The sequence below is a fragment of the Tautonia sociabilis genome (genome assembly GCF_003977685.1).
GTDB lineage: Bacteria > Planctomycetota > Planctomycetia > Isosphaerales > Isosphaeraceae > Tautonia > Tautonia sociabilis.
On record NZ_RYZH01000071.1, the window covers coordinates 12,766 to 27,463 of the forward strand.

The window sequence follows — 14,698 nt, forward strand, 5'->3', positions numbered from 1 at the left end:
CCGAGCGGAGATCGACGACACTGTCCGGGGGGCGTCGCCCCGCGAGCGATCGCGGGGACGCCCCCCTGGTCGCTTGAGCCCTCTCCGATGGACTGCACCGCCGACTCCGGTTCGATGCCAAGCATCCTCTTCGAGGACGTCCACTGCCTGGCCGTCTCCAAGCCCCCGGGTATGCTCTCGCAGGGGAGGCCGAGGGACGGGATGAGCCTGGAAGGGATCCTGCGCCGCTACCTCGACCCGGACGCCCCCGACTCGGTCTACCTCGCGGCGATCCACCGTCTCGACCGGCCCGTTTCCGGCGTGATGATCTGGGGAAAGACGCCCAAGGCCGCCCGACGGCTCCACCAGCAATTCTCCAGCCGAGAGGTCGAGAAGCAGTACTGGGCCATCGTCCCCGGTTGTCCGAGCCCGGTCGAGGGGATCTGGGACGACTGGCTCTGCGAAGAGGACACCGGCCTTGGACCGGTCGTCCAGGTTTGCCACGCCGACGCCCCCCGGGCCCGGCATGCGCTGACCCGATACCGGGTCGACCCTCTCGGCACGGTCCCCGAGGGCTGTTCCCGGCTCCGCCTGTGGCCCCGGACCGGTCGGACCCACCAGCTCCGCGTCCAGGCCTCCTCCCGAGGGCTGCCGATCCTGGGAGATGCGCACTACGGATCGGATCGTCCCTTTCCGGTCGGGATCGCGCTGCATGCCCGGTCGCTTGCGATCCGGCACCCGATGCTCCGCACCGAGATGCTCCTCACTGCTCCGCTGCCGGATCATTGGCCGGCCGCTGGCATCATCCTCCCCGACGAGGATTGAGTCGAAAGGCTCCCCGAACCCGGGAGGAGGGTGGCCGGATCGAACTCGAGACTCCTCGAGCCTCCCGAGGAGTTCGATCCGATCGGCTCGTCCCGCGTCTGATCCTGAATCGGAACGGCAGAGGTTGTGTCCTCCAGCGCCGAGGGACCCTGCCGACGGCGTCTCCCCGATCCGATCTCCCTGAGCGAACCGAACCGTCGGCTCAGGGACCGAACCGAGCCGAGCCGTCAAGCGGAGCCGGAGCGTCAGCCCGAAGCAAACGCTGCCTCCGCAACGGGTTTCGACGACGGAGCGGCCGACCTCGATCTCCTTGAACGAGGCCGGCTCCGGCGATCAGGGGTCAGTCCTCGGCGATACCGATCTCAAGCACCTTGAACTTGATCGTTCCTTGGGGGACAGCGATCTCGGCGATCTCGCCGACCCGCTTGCCGATGAGGCCCTCGCCGATCGGGCTGCTGGTGAGAATGCGGTTGCGGTCGTAGTCCTCGTCTCCTGGGCCGACGAGGGTGAACTCCTCCTCGTCGTCGAGGTCCAGGTCGAGGACCTTGACCTTGGAACCGAAGACGACGCGATCGGTGGGTAGGTTGGAGCGGTCGACGATGTAGGCGCGGCCCAGCTGGTCCTCGAGCAGGTTGATCTTGGCCTGAAGCTCTCCCTGCTTCTCCCGGGCGGCGTGGTATTCGGCGTTCTCGGACAGGTCCCCGAAGGCGCGAGCCTCAGCCACCTGCTCGGTGATCCGGGGCATCTCGACGTTCTTGAGGTGGTCGAGTTCAGCCTTTTTCTTCTCGTACCCTTCCTTCGACACGGGGATGCGGTCCAACGACATGCCGGGTACCTCCTGGAGCGTTGCGGCCCTCGCGATCGGGGCAGGACCTTCGCATGAGGGTCGATCGGGACCTCGGGGCCGTCGCCGGCCCGGATCGGGGCGGCGGCGCGGCGGAGGGCGCTCGGATGGACGTTAATGCAAAAGACCGCGACCCGGGGGATGATCCGGGCCGCGGCTCGGGACGAAACCGTTCAGAATGAGCCTAGTGCCTGCCCGGCCGAGACGCAAGGTCAAGGCGACCTGGGGGGAGTCGTCCCTGGCCGGGCCGGGGTTGCTTACTCGTGCCGCAGCGCCTCGATCGGGTCCATCTTCGCCGCCCGGTTGGCCGGATAGAGGCCGGCCACGATGCCAACCAGCACCGAGACGCCGAAGGAGAGGATCACCGATTCGGGCGTCACCACCGCCTTGATCTCCGAAAACTGGGTGATCAGCGGCGGCACGAACACGCCGATCCCCACGCCGATCATGCCGCCGATGCCGGAGAGCACGACCGTCTCGATCAAGAACTGTTGCGTGATGTCGCGGCGCTTCGCTCCCAGGGCCCGGCGGATGCCGATCTCCCGGGTTCGTTCGGTCACCGTGGCCAGCATGATGTTCATGATGCCGATGCCGCCGACGATCAGCGAGATCGCCGCGATCGAGCCGAGCACCAGACTGAAGATCGCCGCCTGCCGCTTGGCCTGCTCGAGCAGGTCGTACGGCACGACCATGTCGACGTCCTTCTTCTCCTCGTGGAAGGGCTTGACGGCCCCCTCGATCACCGGGGCCGTGAGTGGCACCTCCTCAATCTTGGCAACCTGCAGGGTGATCTGGGAGAGCTGCGTCTCCTCGGCCTCCTGCGAGCCGGCCCGGCTGGAGAGGATCCGCTCGCCGAAGCGGACTCGGCAGGTGTTCAGAGGGATGTAGACGTCTTTGTCATACTCCTGGGCCGCCAGGCTACCGCCAATCGCGGCGGTCGAGCCGCGGGGCTTCGTCACGCCGACGACCGTGTAATAGTCGCTACCGATCTTGACCGACTGTCGCAGCGGGTTCTCAAACGGGAAGAGGGTTCGGGCGGTCTCGGCAGCCAGCACGCAGTAATTCTCGTAGTGCTCGTTGTCCGAGGGGAGCAGGAACCGGCCCCGCTCGATCGTCAGGCGGTTGAACTCCAGATAGTCATGCGTGGTGCCAACCACCCGGGCCTCCAGCGAGTGCGGGCCGTTGCGGACCTCGCGGCGGATCTCTCGGATCGGAAGCGCCTTGGTGATGGTGGGCACCGTGGCCAGGATCCGGTCGTAGTCCTCGTACTTCAGCCCGTAGTTGAGCACGCGAGAGGGCCGCCCGCCGGTCTTCTGGCTCTGGGCGTCCTGGCTCGGCTTGACCGACCGGTAGATGATGTTCGTCGCCCCGAGCTGGGCGATCTGCTCCTGGGCGTCCCGGGCGGCCCCCTCGCCGACGGCGAGCATCATGATCACCGCCGCGACGCCGAAGACGACGCCCAGGATCGTCAGGGACGACCGGAGCTTGTGCAGCAACAAGCTCTTGATCCCCAGCTTCACGCTTCGCCAGATGCGTCCCATCGCTCGGTTCTCGCCCTTTCTGTGAGGATCAGACTGGGGCCAGGGCCGCGCCGGGCAGCCCGGTGCCCAGGCCGAGGCCGACGACGTCGGGGGGGGCGTCCTTCATCCGCTCGCTCGGGGCGTCGGAGATGATCTGGCCGTCCCGCATCCGGATGACCCGCCGGGCGTGCTCGGCGATGTCGTCCTCGTGGGTGACCATGATGATCGTCTTGCCGGCCTGGTTGAGCCGCTCCAGCATCGCCATGATCTCGGCGCTGGTGGCGCTGTCGAGGTTGCCGGTGGCCTCGTCGGCCAGGATGATGTACGGATCGTTCACCAGGCTCCGGGCGATCGCCACGCGCTGCTGCTGGCCGCCGGAGAGCTGGTTGGGCCGGTGGTCCAGCCGTTCGGCCAGGCCGACCATCTCCGCCAGCTCCGAGGTACGTGCGTCGTCCTCGGCCGTGATCGTGCCTGACCCTTGGTACGTCAGCGGGAGCTGGATGTTCTCCCAGACGGTGTACTGCTGGATCAGGTTGTAGGCCTGGAAGATGAAGCCGATGTAGCGGCTCCGGATTTCCGAAAGCTCGTCGTCGCTGAGGTTGGCGACGTCCTGATCCCCCAGCAGGTATTTTCCGCTGGTGGGGCGGTCGAGGCAGCCGAGCAGGTTGAGCATGGTGCTCTTGCCCGAGCCTGAGGCGCCCATGATCGCCACGTACTCGCCGGGGTAGAAGTCGACCGAGACGCCCCGCAGGGCGTGGACGACGATCGCCTCATGGCGACCGCCGGCCTTGCCCATGATGTATTGCTTGCGGATGTCCCTGAGCCGAACGATCGGCTGGGCCCCGGAGGAACCTGGCCGATCGTCCATGAGCGGGAAGTCGTCCATCACGGTCACTGCTGCGGCCCTCCGCCACCAGGCCCGCCGCCACCCCGTCGACCGCCACCACCGCCGAAGCCACCACCGCCGAAGCCACCACCGCCGCCGTTGCCCAGGCGCTGGCGCATTTGGTCCATCTGCTGGATCTCAGCGTCCGTGAACCCGGCCTTCCTCATGATCTCTTTACGTTCCTCGTCCGAGGCGTCGCGGAGCCTCTGGCGATCCTCCGGGGAGATGTTCTGGAACTTCTGAAAGACCGCAGGGTTCATCCCGCCGCCGGGCCCTCCCGGCCCGCCGACACCGGGTCCTGCCGGTCCTCCGGGCCCGCCGGCCTCTCGAACGGAGGGCTGGGCGCCGGCGGCTTTGGCCTTGGCGGCGTCCTCCTCGCTCCAGTTGCCCATGTCCTCGGCGGCCTTCTTGTCACCGCCGGCGCCGAAGGCGTCGCGCTTCTCGGCCTCGGTCATGATCGCGCGCGGATCGAGCGCCACGCGCTCGCCCTCCTCGAGCCCATCCTTGATCTCGACGTACTTGGTATTCGACAGACCGACGGTGACGGTTCGGTTCTCGAACGTGCCGTCGGGCCGGGCAACCCAGACGTGGTGCTCGCCACCGTACTCGATAATCGCCTGCACCGGCACGCTGAGCACGTCGTCGAGGTGGGCGATGAGGATCGTCACCTCGGCGGTCATGCCGGGCCGGAGCCCCTCGTGCCCGTTCTCGATCTTGACCAGGGTGGTGTAGACCTTCACGTCGGAGCTGAAGAAGCTCGTCGGGTCAGGCAGCGGCTTGACCTCCATGACCGTGCCGTTGAGGTCCTGATTCGGGAAGGCATCGACCTTGATCCGGGCGCTCTGTCCGGGCTTGACCTTGTCGATCATCGACTCATGCACCTTGGTATTCACCTGCATGTTGTCGATGTCCGGAAGCTTGAAGATCGTCTGGCGCTCGCGGACGGTGGCCCCTTCCATGATCGAGGGACCTTCCTGGCTACCCCAGCGTCCCTCCTCCTGGTGGTAGACGACGATGCCGTTGCCGGGAGCGAAGATCTGGCACTTCTCGATCATGCGCCGGAGCCGCTCCTCCTTCTCCTTCTCCAGTTCGAAGGTCGACTTCTTGGCCAGTTCGTCGGCCTTGGCCTTCTCGACGTCCCCCTCCAGCGACTTGACCTGCTTCTCGAAGGTGTACTCTCGGAGGACCTCGAGCTTCTTATTCGCCTGATCGAGGTTGAACTCGGCCCGCTGCAGGTCATACTTGTCCGAGAGGTTCTGGGCTTGGGAAATGTAGCCCAGTTCGAGCATGTCGTTGGACCATTCCAGCCGGTCCTTGGCGCGCTCCAACTCCGACTGGGCGAGCTTGATCTCGCCGAGGACGGTCTTCTCCTCCTGAGGATAGACGCCCTCGATATACTCCTTGACGTTGATTTCCGCCACTTCGCGGGTCTTGATCGCGTTCTTGTAGTCGGCGTCGGCCCGTTCGGTGGCGATCTGCTGGTTGGCGAGCTGGTCCTTCAGCGCGGCCGAGTCCAGCTCGCAGACCAGTTGGTCCTTCACCACCTTGGTCCCCTCGGGGAGGATCGAGATGATGGTCGTCTGGCCCTCAACCTCGCTCTTGGCCTCAAGGTTGTTGGTGCTCTCGAGGTTGCCCCGCTCCTTGACGGTGATGAGCAGCGGGCCGCGCTTGGTCTCGTAGGTCAGGACCGAGGGCCCGGAGGTGTTGAGCCACTTCGACAGGCCCGGGATCGACGAGAGGGAGGCGGCCCCGGCCGGGTCGGCCTGGGTCAGGGCGAAGTAGCCGGCGGTGCCGACGATCGCGCAGACGATCGTCAGCACGGCCAGCCGCCGCCCCAGCCTACCGCCCGGCGACCGCTTCCTCGGGGCCGGCGATCGGTGCGAGTCCGAGGTCGGGGACGACCTCTGGAGCGGTGGCACGATCGGTTCCGACCCCGACGCCGGGGCCTGCGGGGCTTGCTGCAGGGAAAAGTTCATAGAAGGCCTCCCACTCGTCGTAGGGCATGATGCCGAGGTCGCGATACAGGCCGAGGCGGATCGTCTGGTAGGAGACCCAGTTCCGGATCAGGTTGTTCTGGGCCCCGTTGACGCTGTTCAGGCCGCGGAGCAGGGTCAGCACCAGCTGACTGCCGGCGGAGCTGCCGCCTCCACCCCGAGGCGGCTCCAGGAATCGCTGGAACGACTGGTCCAGCGTAACAAGAGCGACGACGTATTGCGTCTTGCTAATCTCGTACTGCTGGTATTGCAGCTGGAGATTGCGGATGGTCTGGCGGAGCTGATTCTTCAGCGAATCTTCGACCTGCATCAGCGAACGCCGGGCCCGCTGGTAGTTGATGACGGCCGTGAGGTAGCTGTTGCGCTCCTGGAGCCGGATCAGCGGCAGCTCGGCCCTCAACAGGAGCGAGAACTGCTTGACCTGGTCGTCGAAGGCGAACGGGTTGTTGGTGGTGGCGATCGGGGTGAGGTACTGGTTGGAGAGCGTGACGGTGAAGATCCCCTGCAGGGCGTTGGCCGTCACCGCCAACTGCCTCCACGCATCATAAAGCTGAGCCCGGGAATTCATCAAGTCGAGCCGGTTTTCCAGAGCCACCCGTTCGGCCGCCCGGAGCAGATCCTCGAGCTGATCGTTGGCCTCCTCCAGGATCTCCCCTTCCAGCTCCAGCAGCCGCCGGATCTCCTCGCGGTCGCGGGCGTCCAGGGACGGATCGAACTGCATGAGGATGCGGCGTTCCTGCTCCAACTGCTGCCGGGTCGGCTCTTCCATCGAGGGGTCGCCGAACCCTTGCTCGATCTGCCGAAGGAGGTCCTGCAACTGGCTGATCCGCTGCTCAGCGGCGCTGCGGGCGAGCTGGCGGTCGGCCACCCGCTGCTGGATCGGCCGCCGCTGCCGGCCGATGTCGGCGGCCCGGCGATAGAGGGCGATGACCGGCCGGCCGTCGATGACCACGTCCTCCAGCGGCGGCAACTCCTCGACGAGCCGCTCCAGCACCGGGCGGGGCTTGGTTTCAAGGGCATCGATCTCGTCGAAGACCTGGCGGAAGCCCCGCAACAGCTCGGTGTCGGGCACCAGCGGCGTGTCGGGCGGCAGGCCGATCTGCTGCTTGAACTGGTCGAGCGAGTTGCGGTAGTTGGTGCTCGACTGCAGCAGACTCAGCCGCTGCGACTGCAAGTCGATCTCGACGTTCACTAGGTCGAGCGGGGCGACCGTCGAGGCGGCACCGCGGGACAGCTCCTGGAAGACCTCGAGCACCCGCTCATATGCCGCCACGTTCTTGGTGTTGTTCTCCACCGACTGCAGTTGCAACAGCAGGTTCAGGTAGCCGGTCGTCGGATCGCCGCCGCCGCCGCCGGTGACCGAGCCGCCGGCCAACACGCTCACGAAGAACTCCTTGCGGAACCGGGCGAATTGCCGGACGGCGTACAGCAGGTTCCGCTCGGCCTGCGTCAGGCCCTCCAGCGCCACGGCCCGGCCGCCGCCCCGGAGGAACGGAATGACCACGTTCAGCGGCAAGAACGACTGCGAGGTCGTCTGCACCGCGTTCGGGCCGCCGAAGTTGAGGATCGTCTGGTTCGCGAAGTTCCCGGTGATCGACGTGCCGAAGGACAGCAGCTTGCCGAAGCCGGCCACGCCCCCGACGTTCAGGAGCGAGGCGGGCGAGCCCGTCTCCAGCGTCCGATACGTGTACTGGTTCCCCGGGGACGGGCCGGTAAAACCGCCGAAGGAGGGGCCGCCGGGGTTGAGGCCCGCGGCGAACTGCGGCGTAAACTGGAAGCGCTCCAGGGTGACGGGGAGCGCCTGCAGGTACAGGGTCTCCAGGTTGAACTGATACGCCCGGCTATTCTGCAGGGCGAGGGTCAGAATCTGACGGGCATCGACGATATAGGGGTCGATTTCCTCGCCCAGACCGGCGGCCCGGGCCTCGTCGAAGACGATCGCCTCGGGCTTGAGGATCTCGATCAGGCTCCGGCCCGATTCCGTCGGCTCGTCCGCCAGCCCCGAGATCTCCTCCGGCGACACTCCCTGGGCCCCGAACGGCCCCTGGTCGGGCTCGACACCCGGGGTCACCGGCTGATCGGGGATCTGGAGCGAGGCTATGTGCACGGAATTATCCCGAAGTGGCCGAGAGGAAAGAGGTTCGGGAGTTGATGCCGCGTCAGGAGCGGGCCGGCGGGGGTCGGGAGGGGCAGGATCGCCCAGCTCCTCATCTGTTGGAATAGGCGACATCCCCGGGGCCCCTGGCCCCCGATTCGGGGAGGTCGGGAAGGGGGAGGGTGTGCTCGGGGGAGGCGGGGCCAGGTCTCCCCCGCTGGGGCCGGTATCGATGGTCACGTCGACCGGCCGGCGGTACTGGCGTTCGCGCCGCCATTGCTCGAGCAGGTCGAGGTAGCCGGTCCCCTCGGCGGGGGTGAGCAGGCGGTGGCCGGGCTTCTGGGGCTGGGGGTTGAGCACCTGGGCCACGTAGTCGTCGGGGGGGGCGGGGGGCCGGTCGGGATCGTAGGGGTCAGCGAACCGGGAGAGGGCCGGAGGAGTCACCGTGAACAGGTCGATCCGGAACCGGGGGTCCCGGCTCTTCTCGAAAATCGCCTCCGTGACATCCTGGTCCGCCCAGTTGCGGAAGAACTCCCGAGTGCATCCCGGCGACGCGACCAGGGCCGCCGCCGCCATCGCGAGCCGGGCCGCCCGGCCGCCCGGCGTCCTCCGCGTCGTGGACGTGCTCACGATTCCCACCTCCGAGTTCCCGGGGCCCCGGTCCGCCCGGCTGACCGGCCCGATGCCGGCCCCGGGGCTCTCTGGCTGGACAACGAGCCGACGATGACGTTCCGGCGGCGACACGGGCGCGTCGACGATCCGACGCCGGTCGCCTCTGGCCTTCCGTATCGGTCGCGCCGGTCGGTCGGGATGAGCCGATTACGCCGCCAGCGGTGGCGGGGCCCCCCTGCCGACCGTGGAGCCCCGCCGGAGCCAGGACCGATCTACCCTGGCAGAATCGAAGGACCGCGCGGGGGACCGGCGCGGGCCGGCGTCGTCGCCTCGGCCCGACCTCCCCGGGCATCCCCCGGGACCGGGAGCCCTCCCCGGATCCGGGGCGGGGCGCCTCACACCGAGCGGGACTCTTCGCCGCCGCGCCCGGACGCGATCGGTCTTGGAGAATGAGGAAGGAGTCTCCGATGCCCTTGAGCCGCCCGCCGGCCCGGCGCCGGCCCCGATACCGCCCCGCCCTTGACGGCCCCACGCCGCTGGAACAGCGCGCCCTGATGTCCGTCATCGACCTGGGCAATGGCGTCGATGTCGGTCCCGATGCCCTGAGCATCGACGGCTTCCCCACGGCGCCCCCGCCGCCGCTCGTCGTCCCGCCCACGGCCACCGGCGTGCAATTCACTACCACGAACAATACCAACGACGCCGGCCTGAACGTCTCGGTGATCGGCGACGTCAATGGCGACGGCGTCGAGGACTTCCTGATCTCGGGAACCCCCCCGGCCCTGATCAACAACCTGCCTGGCTCGACCCTGAACCAGACGGGCTCGGTTTCCCTGGTCTTCGGCTCCCGGTCGGCCGACCCCGCGGTCGGCCTTCGAAACTTCCTCGGCCTGGTCAACTACACGGGGGATAGCGGCGTCAATCCCCCAATCCTGCCCACGGACGAGCGGGTCGCCGACCTCGACCAGCTCGGCAATGCGACCCAGAGCAGCCCGATCGGCGGCAACGGTTTCGCCTTCGACGGCCTGACCTTCATCACCAGCGTGACCCAGACCGACGAGCTTGGCGCCAGCGTCGCCGGGCTCGGGGACATCAACGGTGATAACCTGGCCGACTTCTTCATCGGTGCCCCCGGGGCCGATGCCAGTGCCGGCCGCGGATACATTATCTACGGCTCCACGTTGCTCGACGAGATCGGCCCGGGCCTGACAACGATCGACCTGGACCGACCGGCCGACATCAATCCGGCCGTCCGGGTGACGACCATCCTGAACAACCTGCTGCCCGGCGCCCGCTTCGGCGCCTCGGCGGGGGCCGCTGGCGACGTCATCGGCGACACCTTCAACGACTTCGCCATCGGCGCCCCGGTGGCCGACGTCGGCGTCGGCCTGGTGGACAATGGCGCGGTCTTCCTCTTCAGTGGTGCCCAGTTCCGGATCGCCTCCCCGCCGACCACGATCAGCCTGACCGGCTTCGGCACGGTGGGAGACGACCGCGGGATCCTCTTCGTCGGCGGCGCCACCGGGAGCCGGGCGGGGTTCGCGGTGGGAGCGGGCGGCGACTTCGACGGCCAAGGCCCGGGCACCGAGTTGCTGATCGGCGCGCCGTCGAGCCCGGGGGCGGTCTCCTTGAATGAGGGGCGAGCCTATGTCATCTACGGCGCCGCCAACCTGCTGAACCAGTTCACCACGCAGGGCGTCGCCCCGACGGTTTCGCTCAACTCCTTGAACATCTCGGTCAACAACACCCTGGTCGAGGGCATCACCTTCGCTGGCGACCAGCCCGGCGACCTGACCGGCTACTCGGTCTCGACCGCGGGGAACTACGACGGGTTCGCGCCGGATGACATCCTCATCGGTTCCCCCGGGTATCTGAACAACCAGGGGCGGGCGACCCTCGTCGCCGGCGCCTCCCGGCCGTCGAACGCCGACCGGGACCTGACCCTCACCGGGCTCAACCCGCTGATCTTCCCCTCGGCCTCGTTCATCGGGATCAACCCGGGAGACCTGGCCGGCTTCTCCGTGGCCGGCGTCCGCTCGGTGAACACGGACCAACTGAGCGAAATCCTGATCGGCTCGCCCGGCTTCGCCAATGGGTCCGGGGCGGCCTACCTGGTGGCGGGGACCTCTCAGGCGGTGCCGGCCGAGGTGAGCCTGGTGTCGGTGGCATCCGACGCGGCCGGCGTCCCGCCGGGGATTCAGTTCCTGCTGCCCCGGAGCGTCGGCTTCCTCGGGACGAGCGTCTCGGGATCGAGCCCACTCAGCCAGCTCAACACGACGGTCGACCTCGACAGCCGGGGCGATCTGCTGATCGGGGCTCCCTTCGACACCCCGCCCTATCAGGCGTTTGGCTCCGCCATGCTCGTCGAGGGGGCACTGCTGCCGCTGCCCACCCCGGCCCCCGGGCCTGGCCCCGGGCCTGGCCCTGGCCCCGGCCCCGGGCCGATCCCTGGGCCGATCTTGCCTACGGCTCGGTTCTCCTTCCCCTCCCCCAACGCCGCGGCCCCGCAGTACGGTGAGGCGCTGACCCCGACCCCCGAGGCCCTCTCCGGCCTGTCCTTCTACCGGCCGCTGCCCTTCTCGGGAGCCACGTACCGCCAGTTCCTCGCCCGTCCCGGCTTCGCCCAGCGGACCCACAACTTCTTCTTCCCGAACCAGGCGGTGAGCCGACCGTTCTCCTCCGGGAACCAGACCGAGCGGGACGGGATCTCCACGCTGCCGAAGGGGGTCTTCACCCGGGGACGGTACCGCGTGGGGCAAATCGCCGGCCCGATCCTCCATCGCCAGGCGAGCATCCCGCTGGGGACCTTCCGCTCGGCCAATCGAGGCCTGGTCCCGGTGAGCGCCCTTCACCTCCGGCGCGGCGGGGTCTAATCCCCGCTCCGGCCCGAGGAGAACCCAACCGAGGCCGGCCGCCCCCCGATCCCGGGAGGCGGCCGGCCGCTTCGTGCGCGATCCGACCTGGTCCAAACGCCTCGTCCTGGGTCGTCCGGCCCCGAGGTCGGTCCCGGCCGAATCCTCTCCGGGGATCGACCGCCAGGGATCCGGGATCTCCCCCTGATTCCCCGAGCCCGGTGATCGGCGACTCCGGGACGCAGGGGACGGGGATGATCGCCGCTCCCGATCCCCCGCGACGGCCCCTCAGACCCTCCCCGCCAGCCGCTCGGCCAGCCGCTCCAGGGCGGGACTCCGGTCCATCGGGTCGAGGTGGACGTTGATCAGGCTGAAGCTGTCGGTGTTGGCCACCGCCCGGGAGAGGGCGGCGTCCAGCTCGTCCTCGGTGCGGACCTCCAGGCCGATCCCCGAGCCAAGCAGGTCGGGAATCCGGTGGTACGACCAGTTCAGCAGGTCGTTGAACGGGCCGTCGAGGATGAACCGCTCGGTCGTGTACCCCTTGTTGTTGAGCACCACGACGATCGGTGCCAGGCCGTTGCGGACGACCGTCGCCAGCTCCATGCCTGTCATCTGGAAGGCGCCATCCCCGACGATCACCAGCGGACGCAGATCTCGGTTGGCGATCCCGGCCCCCACCGAGGCGGGAACGGCGAAGCCCATCGAGGTGTAATATGCCGGGCTGAGGAACTCGGTCGACCGGCTGATCCTCAGATCGGCCGAACCGAAGAGGGAGTCGCCGATGTCGGCGATGACCATGTAATGCTCATCGACCAACTGGTTGAGCCTCGAAAAGAGCCGGGCGGAGGTCATCGCCTCGCCGGCCCGGGCCGACCAGGGCTGCACCGGCGTCGGCCGGGAGGGCGGCGCCGGCGGATCCAGCTGCAACCCCCGATCCCGAAGCCCCCTCAGGAAGTCGTCGAGCCGGACCTCCCGGTAGTGGTGGTGGCGGATCCGGAGATCCTCGCTCGTGGCGTCGATGCAGCGGGCCGGATCGAGGTTGGCCGTGAAGATGCCGAGGTTGATGTCGGTGAGGAAGCAGCCGAGCATCAGCAGGCAGTCGGCCCGCTCGACGTAATCGGTCACCTCCTCCCGGCCCATCGCCCCCTCATAGACCCCGGCGAACAGGGGGTGCTCCTCGCTGATGACGCTCTTGCCCAGCAAGGTCGTGGCGATCGGCAGGTTCGCCTCCTCGGCGAACCGGATCAGCTCCTCTTGCAGACCGAAGCGGTGGATCTCCACATCCGCCAGGATCATCGGCCTCGAGGCGTTCCGGAGCATCGCCTCGGCCTCGTCGAGCGCCTCCCGGAGCGCATCCGGGTCGCTCGGGGGCAGGGGGCCGGGGGCCGGGTGCGGCACGACCTGACGAGCGTTGACCATGTCGCGCGGGACCTCGATGTAGACCGGCCGCTTGTAGCGCAGAGCCGCCCCGAGCACCCGGTCGATCTCCGAAAAGGCCGTGAGGGGGTCGTTGAGCACCGTTCCGGCGGCGGTGAACTGCTTGAAGACCTGATACTGCGTATCGAAATCCTTCACCTTGTGGTGGAGCAGGGGGTTCCGCTCCCGTTCCGAGAGCCCCGGAGAGCCGGTCAGCACCACCACCGGCGACTTCTCCGCATATGCTCCGGCGATGCTGTTGCAAGCACTCAGCCCCCCCACGCAGTAGGTCACGGCCATGCAGCCCAGACCTCGGACGCGGGCATAGGCGTCGGCGGCGAAGCCTGCGTTATCCTCCCGGGTCATGCCGACGACCGTGATCGGGCTGTCGTCGAGCATCTTATAGAGGTTGAGGATGTAGTCTCCCGGGATACCGAAGATGTGCTCCACGCCGAGGGCCTGGAGCCGATCGATCAGGTAGCGGCCGACCGTCGTCGGCTGCGTCGTCGGTCGGGAGGCATCCCGTCCCGGCGCGGCGGTTTCGGTGGCCATGTCGCAACGCTCCTCGGTGTGGGTCCCCCAATCAATCGAAGCCGGATCGACCCGGAGCCCGACCCATCGGGTCAGCGGACCCCGAGCCCCTTCCGGCACCGGATGGGGGAAGACATAGGTCCAGGCGACGAGTCCGGCCCTGGTCCGCAGCTCAACCCGGCGGAAGAGGCCCTCGTCCACCCCTTCATACGGATCGAGCACCTGCTCCAGTTCGGGACGATCGACCGGCCGGACGTACCCCTCGACCCAGCCGGCGTCCGGGTCATCCCATCCGACGAGCACCGGATACGGCCCCGGGTCGAACAACCGGCCCCGGACCGCGTCGGCCCGCCAGCCGAGGCGCTTGGCCTCGGCCTCGTCGGCCGGGCCGAGCGTCCCGTAGGCGAACAGCAAGGCGGATGCTCGATCATCCGGGTCGGTCGACATGGGGAGTTGCCAGCGTCGGGATCGGTGCGGACAATGGACCAGCGTGGGAGGGCCGGCCGATCGTCCTGGTTCGAGACCGCCTCTCCCTTCCTCCTTCGATCCCTCTCAGACGATTCTAGTGTAGTCATCCCGGCGTTCGCCGGCTGGTCCGCTCTCAAGACGCCCTCCTTGGGAAGACGACGCATTCCGGAATCCGAGGTCCAGACCCGGGAGCCGACCCATGCTCGACCGCCCCGCCATCCGAGGGAGCCGCCGGCCGGTCGTGGTCGACCTGCTGCTCTCCGTCGCCATCGCCTCCTTCCTGATGACGGCGGTGCGGGGAACCCTGCTCGTCGACATCCGACCCGAAATCCGCCTCGCCTGCGGGGATCGATCGTCCTGATCCCCGCCATCGCGTCGCTCTACGGCGCCTCATCGGCGATCGAGATGCGTCGGGGATGGCTCGGCGCTTCGGTCCTGTCGGGGATGGTCCATTTCGCCTTGGTGATCGGCTCCTTACGTTGGGATCGGCCTGCTGGCGGTCTTCTGCCCGGCGGCGGCCGCCATGCTCATCGCCGCCGAGGCGATGCTGCTCCTCTGGTCGTCTTCCTGGGGGTGTGACCGACGAATGATGTAGATCGGGCCGGTTCGTCCGCCTATGCTGGGGCTCCCCTCACACTCCGGGAGCCACCGCCATGGCCGCCACCATCGTCGCCCG

At 68.1% G+C, this 14,698-nt stretch carries 9 protein-coding genes; 3 read left to right on the plus strand and 6 right to left on the minus strand.

Annotation, left to right across the window (positions count from 1 at the left end; genetic code table 11):
* The first annotated feature begins 87 nt into the window (after positions 1-87).
* Positions 88-804 (plus strand): RluA family pseudouridine synthase, encoded by a 717-nt coding sequence (locus TsocGM_RS23475; RefSeq protein ID WP_126727898.1) that lies wholly within the window; start codon positions 88-90, stop codon positions 802-804.
* A 340-nt stretch (positions 805-1,144) separates the two neighbouring features.
* Here TsocGM_RS23475 and greA read toward each other — a convergent pair whose 3' ends face one another.
* From greA to TsocGM_RS27395, 5 genes are all read right to left on the minus strand, one after another.
* Entirely contained in the window at positions 1,145-1,630 is a 486-nt protein-coding gene (gene greA / locus TsocGM_RS23480; RefSeq protein ID WP_126727899.1) for a transcription elongation factor GreA, read from the minus strand.
* 275 nt (positions 1,631-1,905) lie between these two features.
* Positions 1,906-3,189, minus strand: coding sequence for an ABC transporter permease (locus TsocGM_RS23485; RefSeq protein WP_126727900.1), 1,284 nt, complete (start codon positions 3,187-3,189; stop codon positions 1,906-1,908).
* Positions 3,190-3,217: 28 nt separating this feature from the next.
* The gene (locus tag TsocGM_RS23490; RefSeq protein ID WP_233579143.1) at positions 3,218-4,054 is read right to left on the minus strand and encodes an ABC transporter ATP-binding protein; all 837 of its coding nucleotides are present in this window, start codon (positions 4,052-4,054) and stop codon (positions 3,218-3,220) included.
* Between the two features lie 5 nt (positions 4,055-4,059).
* Complete coding sequence (locus TsocGM_RS23495) at positions 4,060-5,874, minus strand: efflux RND transporter periplasmic adaptor subunit (protein ID WP_233579141.1); 1,815 nt, start codon at positions 5,872-5,874, stop codon at positions 4,060-4,062.
* 19 nt (positions 5,875-5,893) lie between these two features.
* Positions 5,894-8,773 (minus strand): TolC family protein, encoded by a 2,880-nt coding sequence (locus tag TsocGM_RS27395; protein WP_126727902.1) that lies wholly within the window; start codon positions 8,771-8,773, stop codon positions 5,894-5,896.
* A gap of 449 nt (positions 8,774-9,222) precedes the next feature.
* On the opposite strand from TsocGM_RS27395, the gene TsocGM_RS23505 reads away from it, so the two are divergent.
* Complete coding sequence (locus TsocGM_RS23505) at positions 9,223-11,628, plus strand: integrin alpha (protein ID WP_158633727.1); 2,406 nt, start codon at positions 9,223-9,225, stop codon at positions 11,626-11,628.
* A 267-nt stretch (positions 11,629-11,895) separates the two neighbouring features.
* Here TsocGM_RS23505 and TsocGM_RS23510 read toward each other — a convergent pair whose 3' ends face one another.
* Complete coding sequence (locus TsocGM_RS23510; protein ID WP_158633728.1) at positions 11,896-13,968, minus strand: thiamine pyrophosphate-binding protein; 2,073 nt, start codon at positions 13,966-13,968, stop codon at positions 11,896-11,898.
* A 253-nt stretch (positions 13,969-14,221) separates the two neighbouring features.
* On the opposite strand from TsocGM_RS23510, the gene TsocGM_RS26315 reads away from it, so the two are divergent.
* Complete coding sequence (locus tag TsocGM_RS26315; protein WP_158633729.1) at positions 14,222-14,383, plus strand: hypothetical protein; 162 nt, start codon at positions 14,222-14,224, stop codon at positions 14,381-14,383.
* Positions 14,384-14,698: the final 315 nt, after the last annotated feature.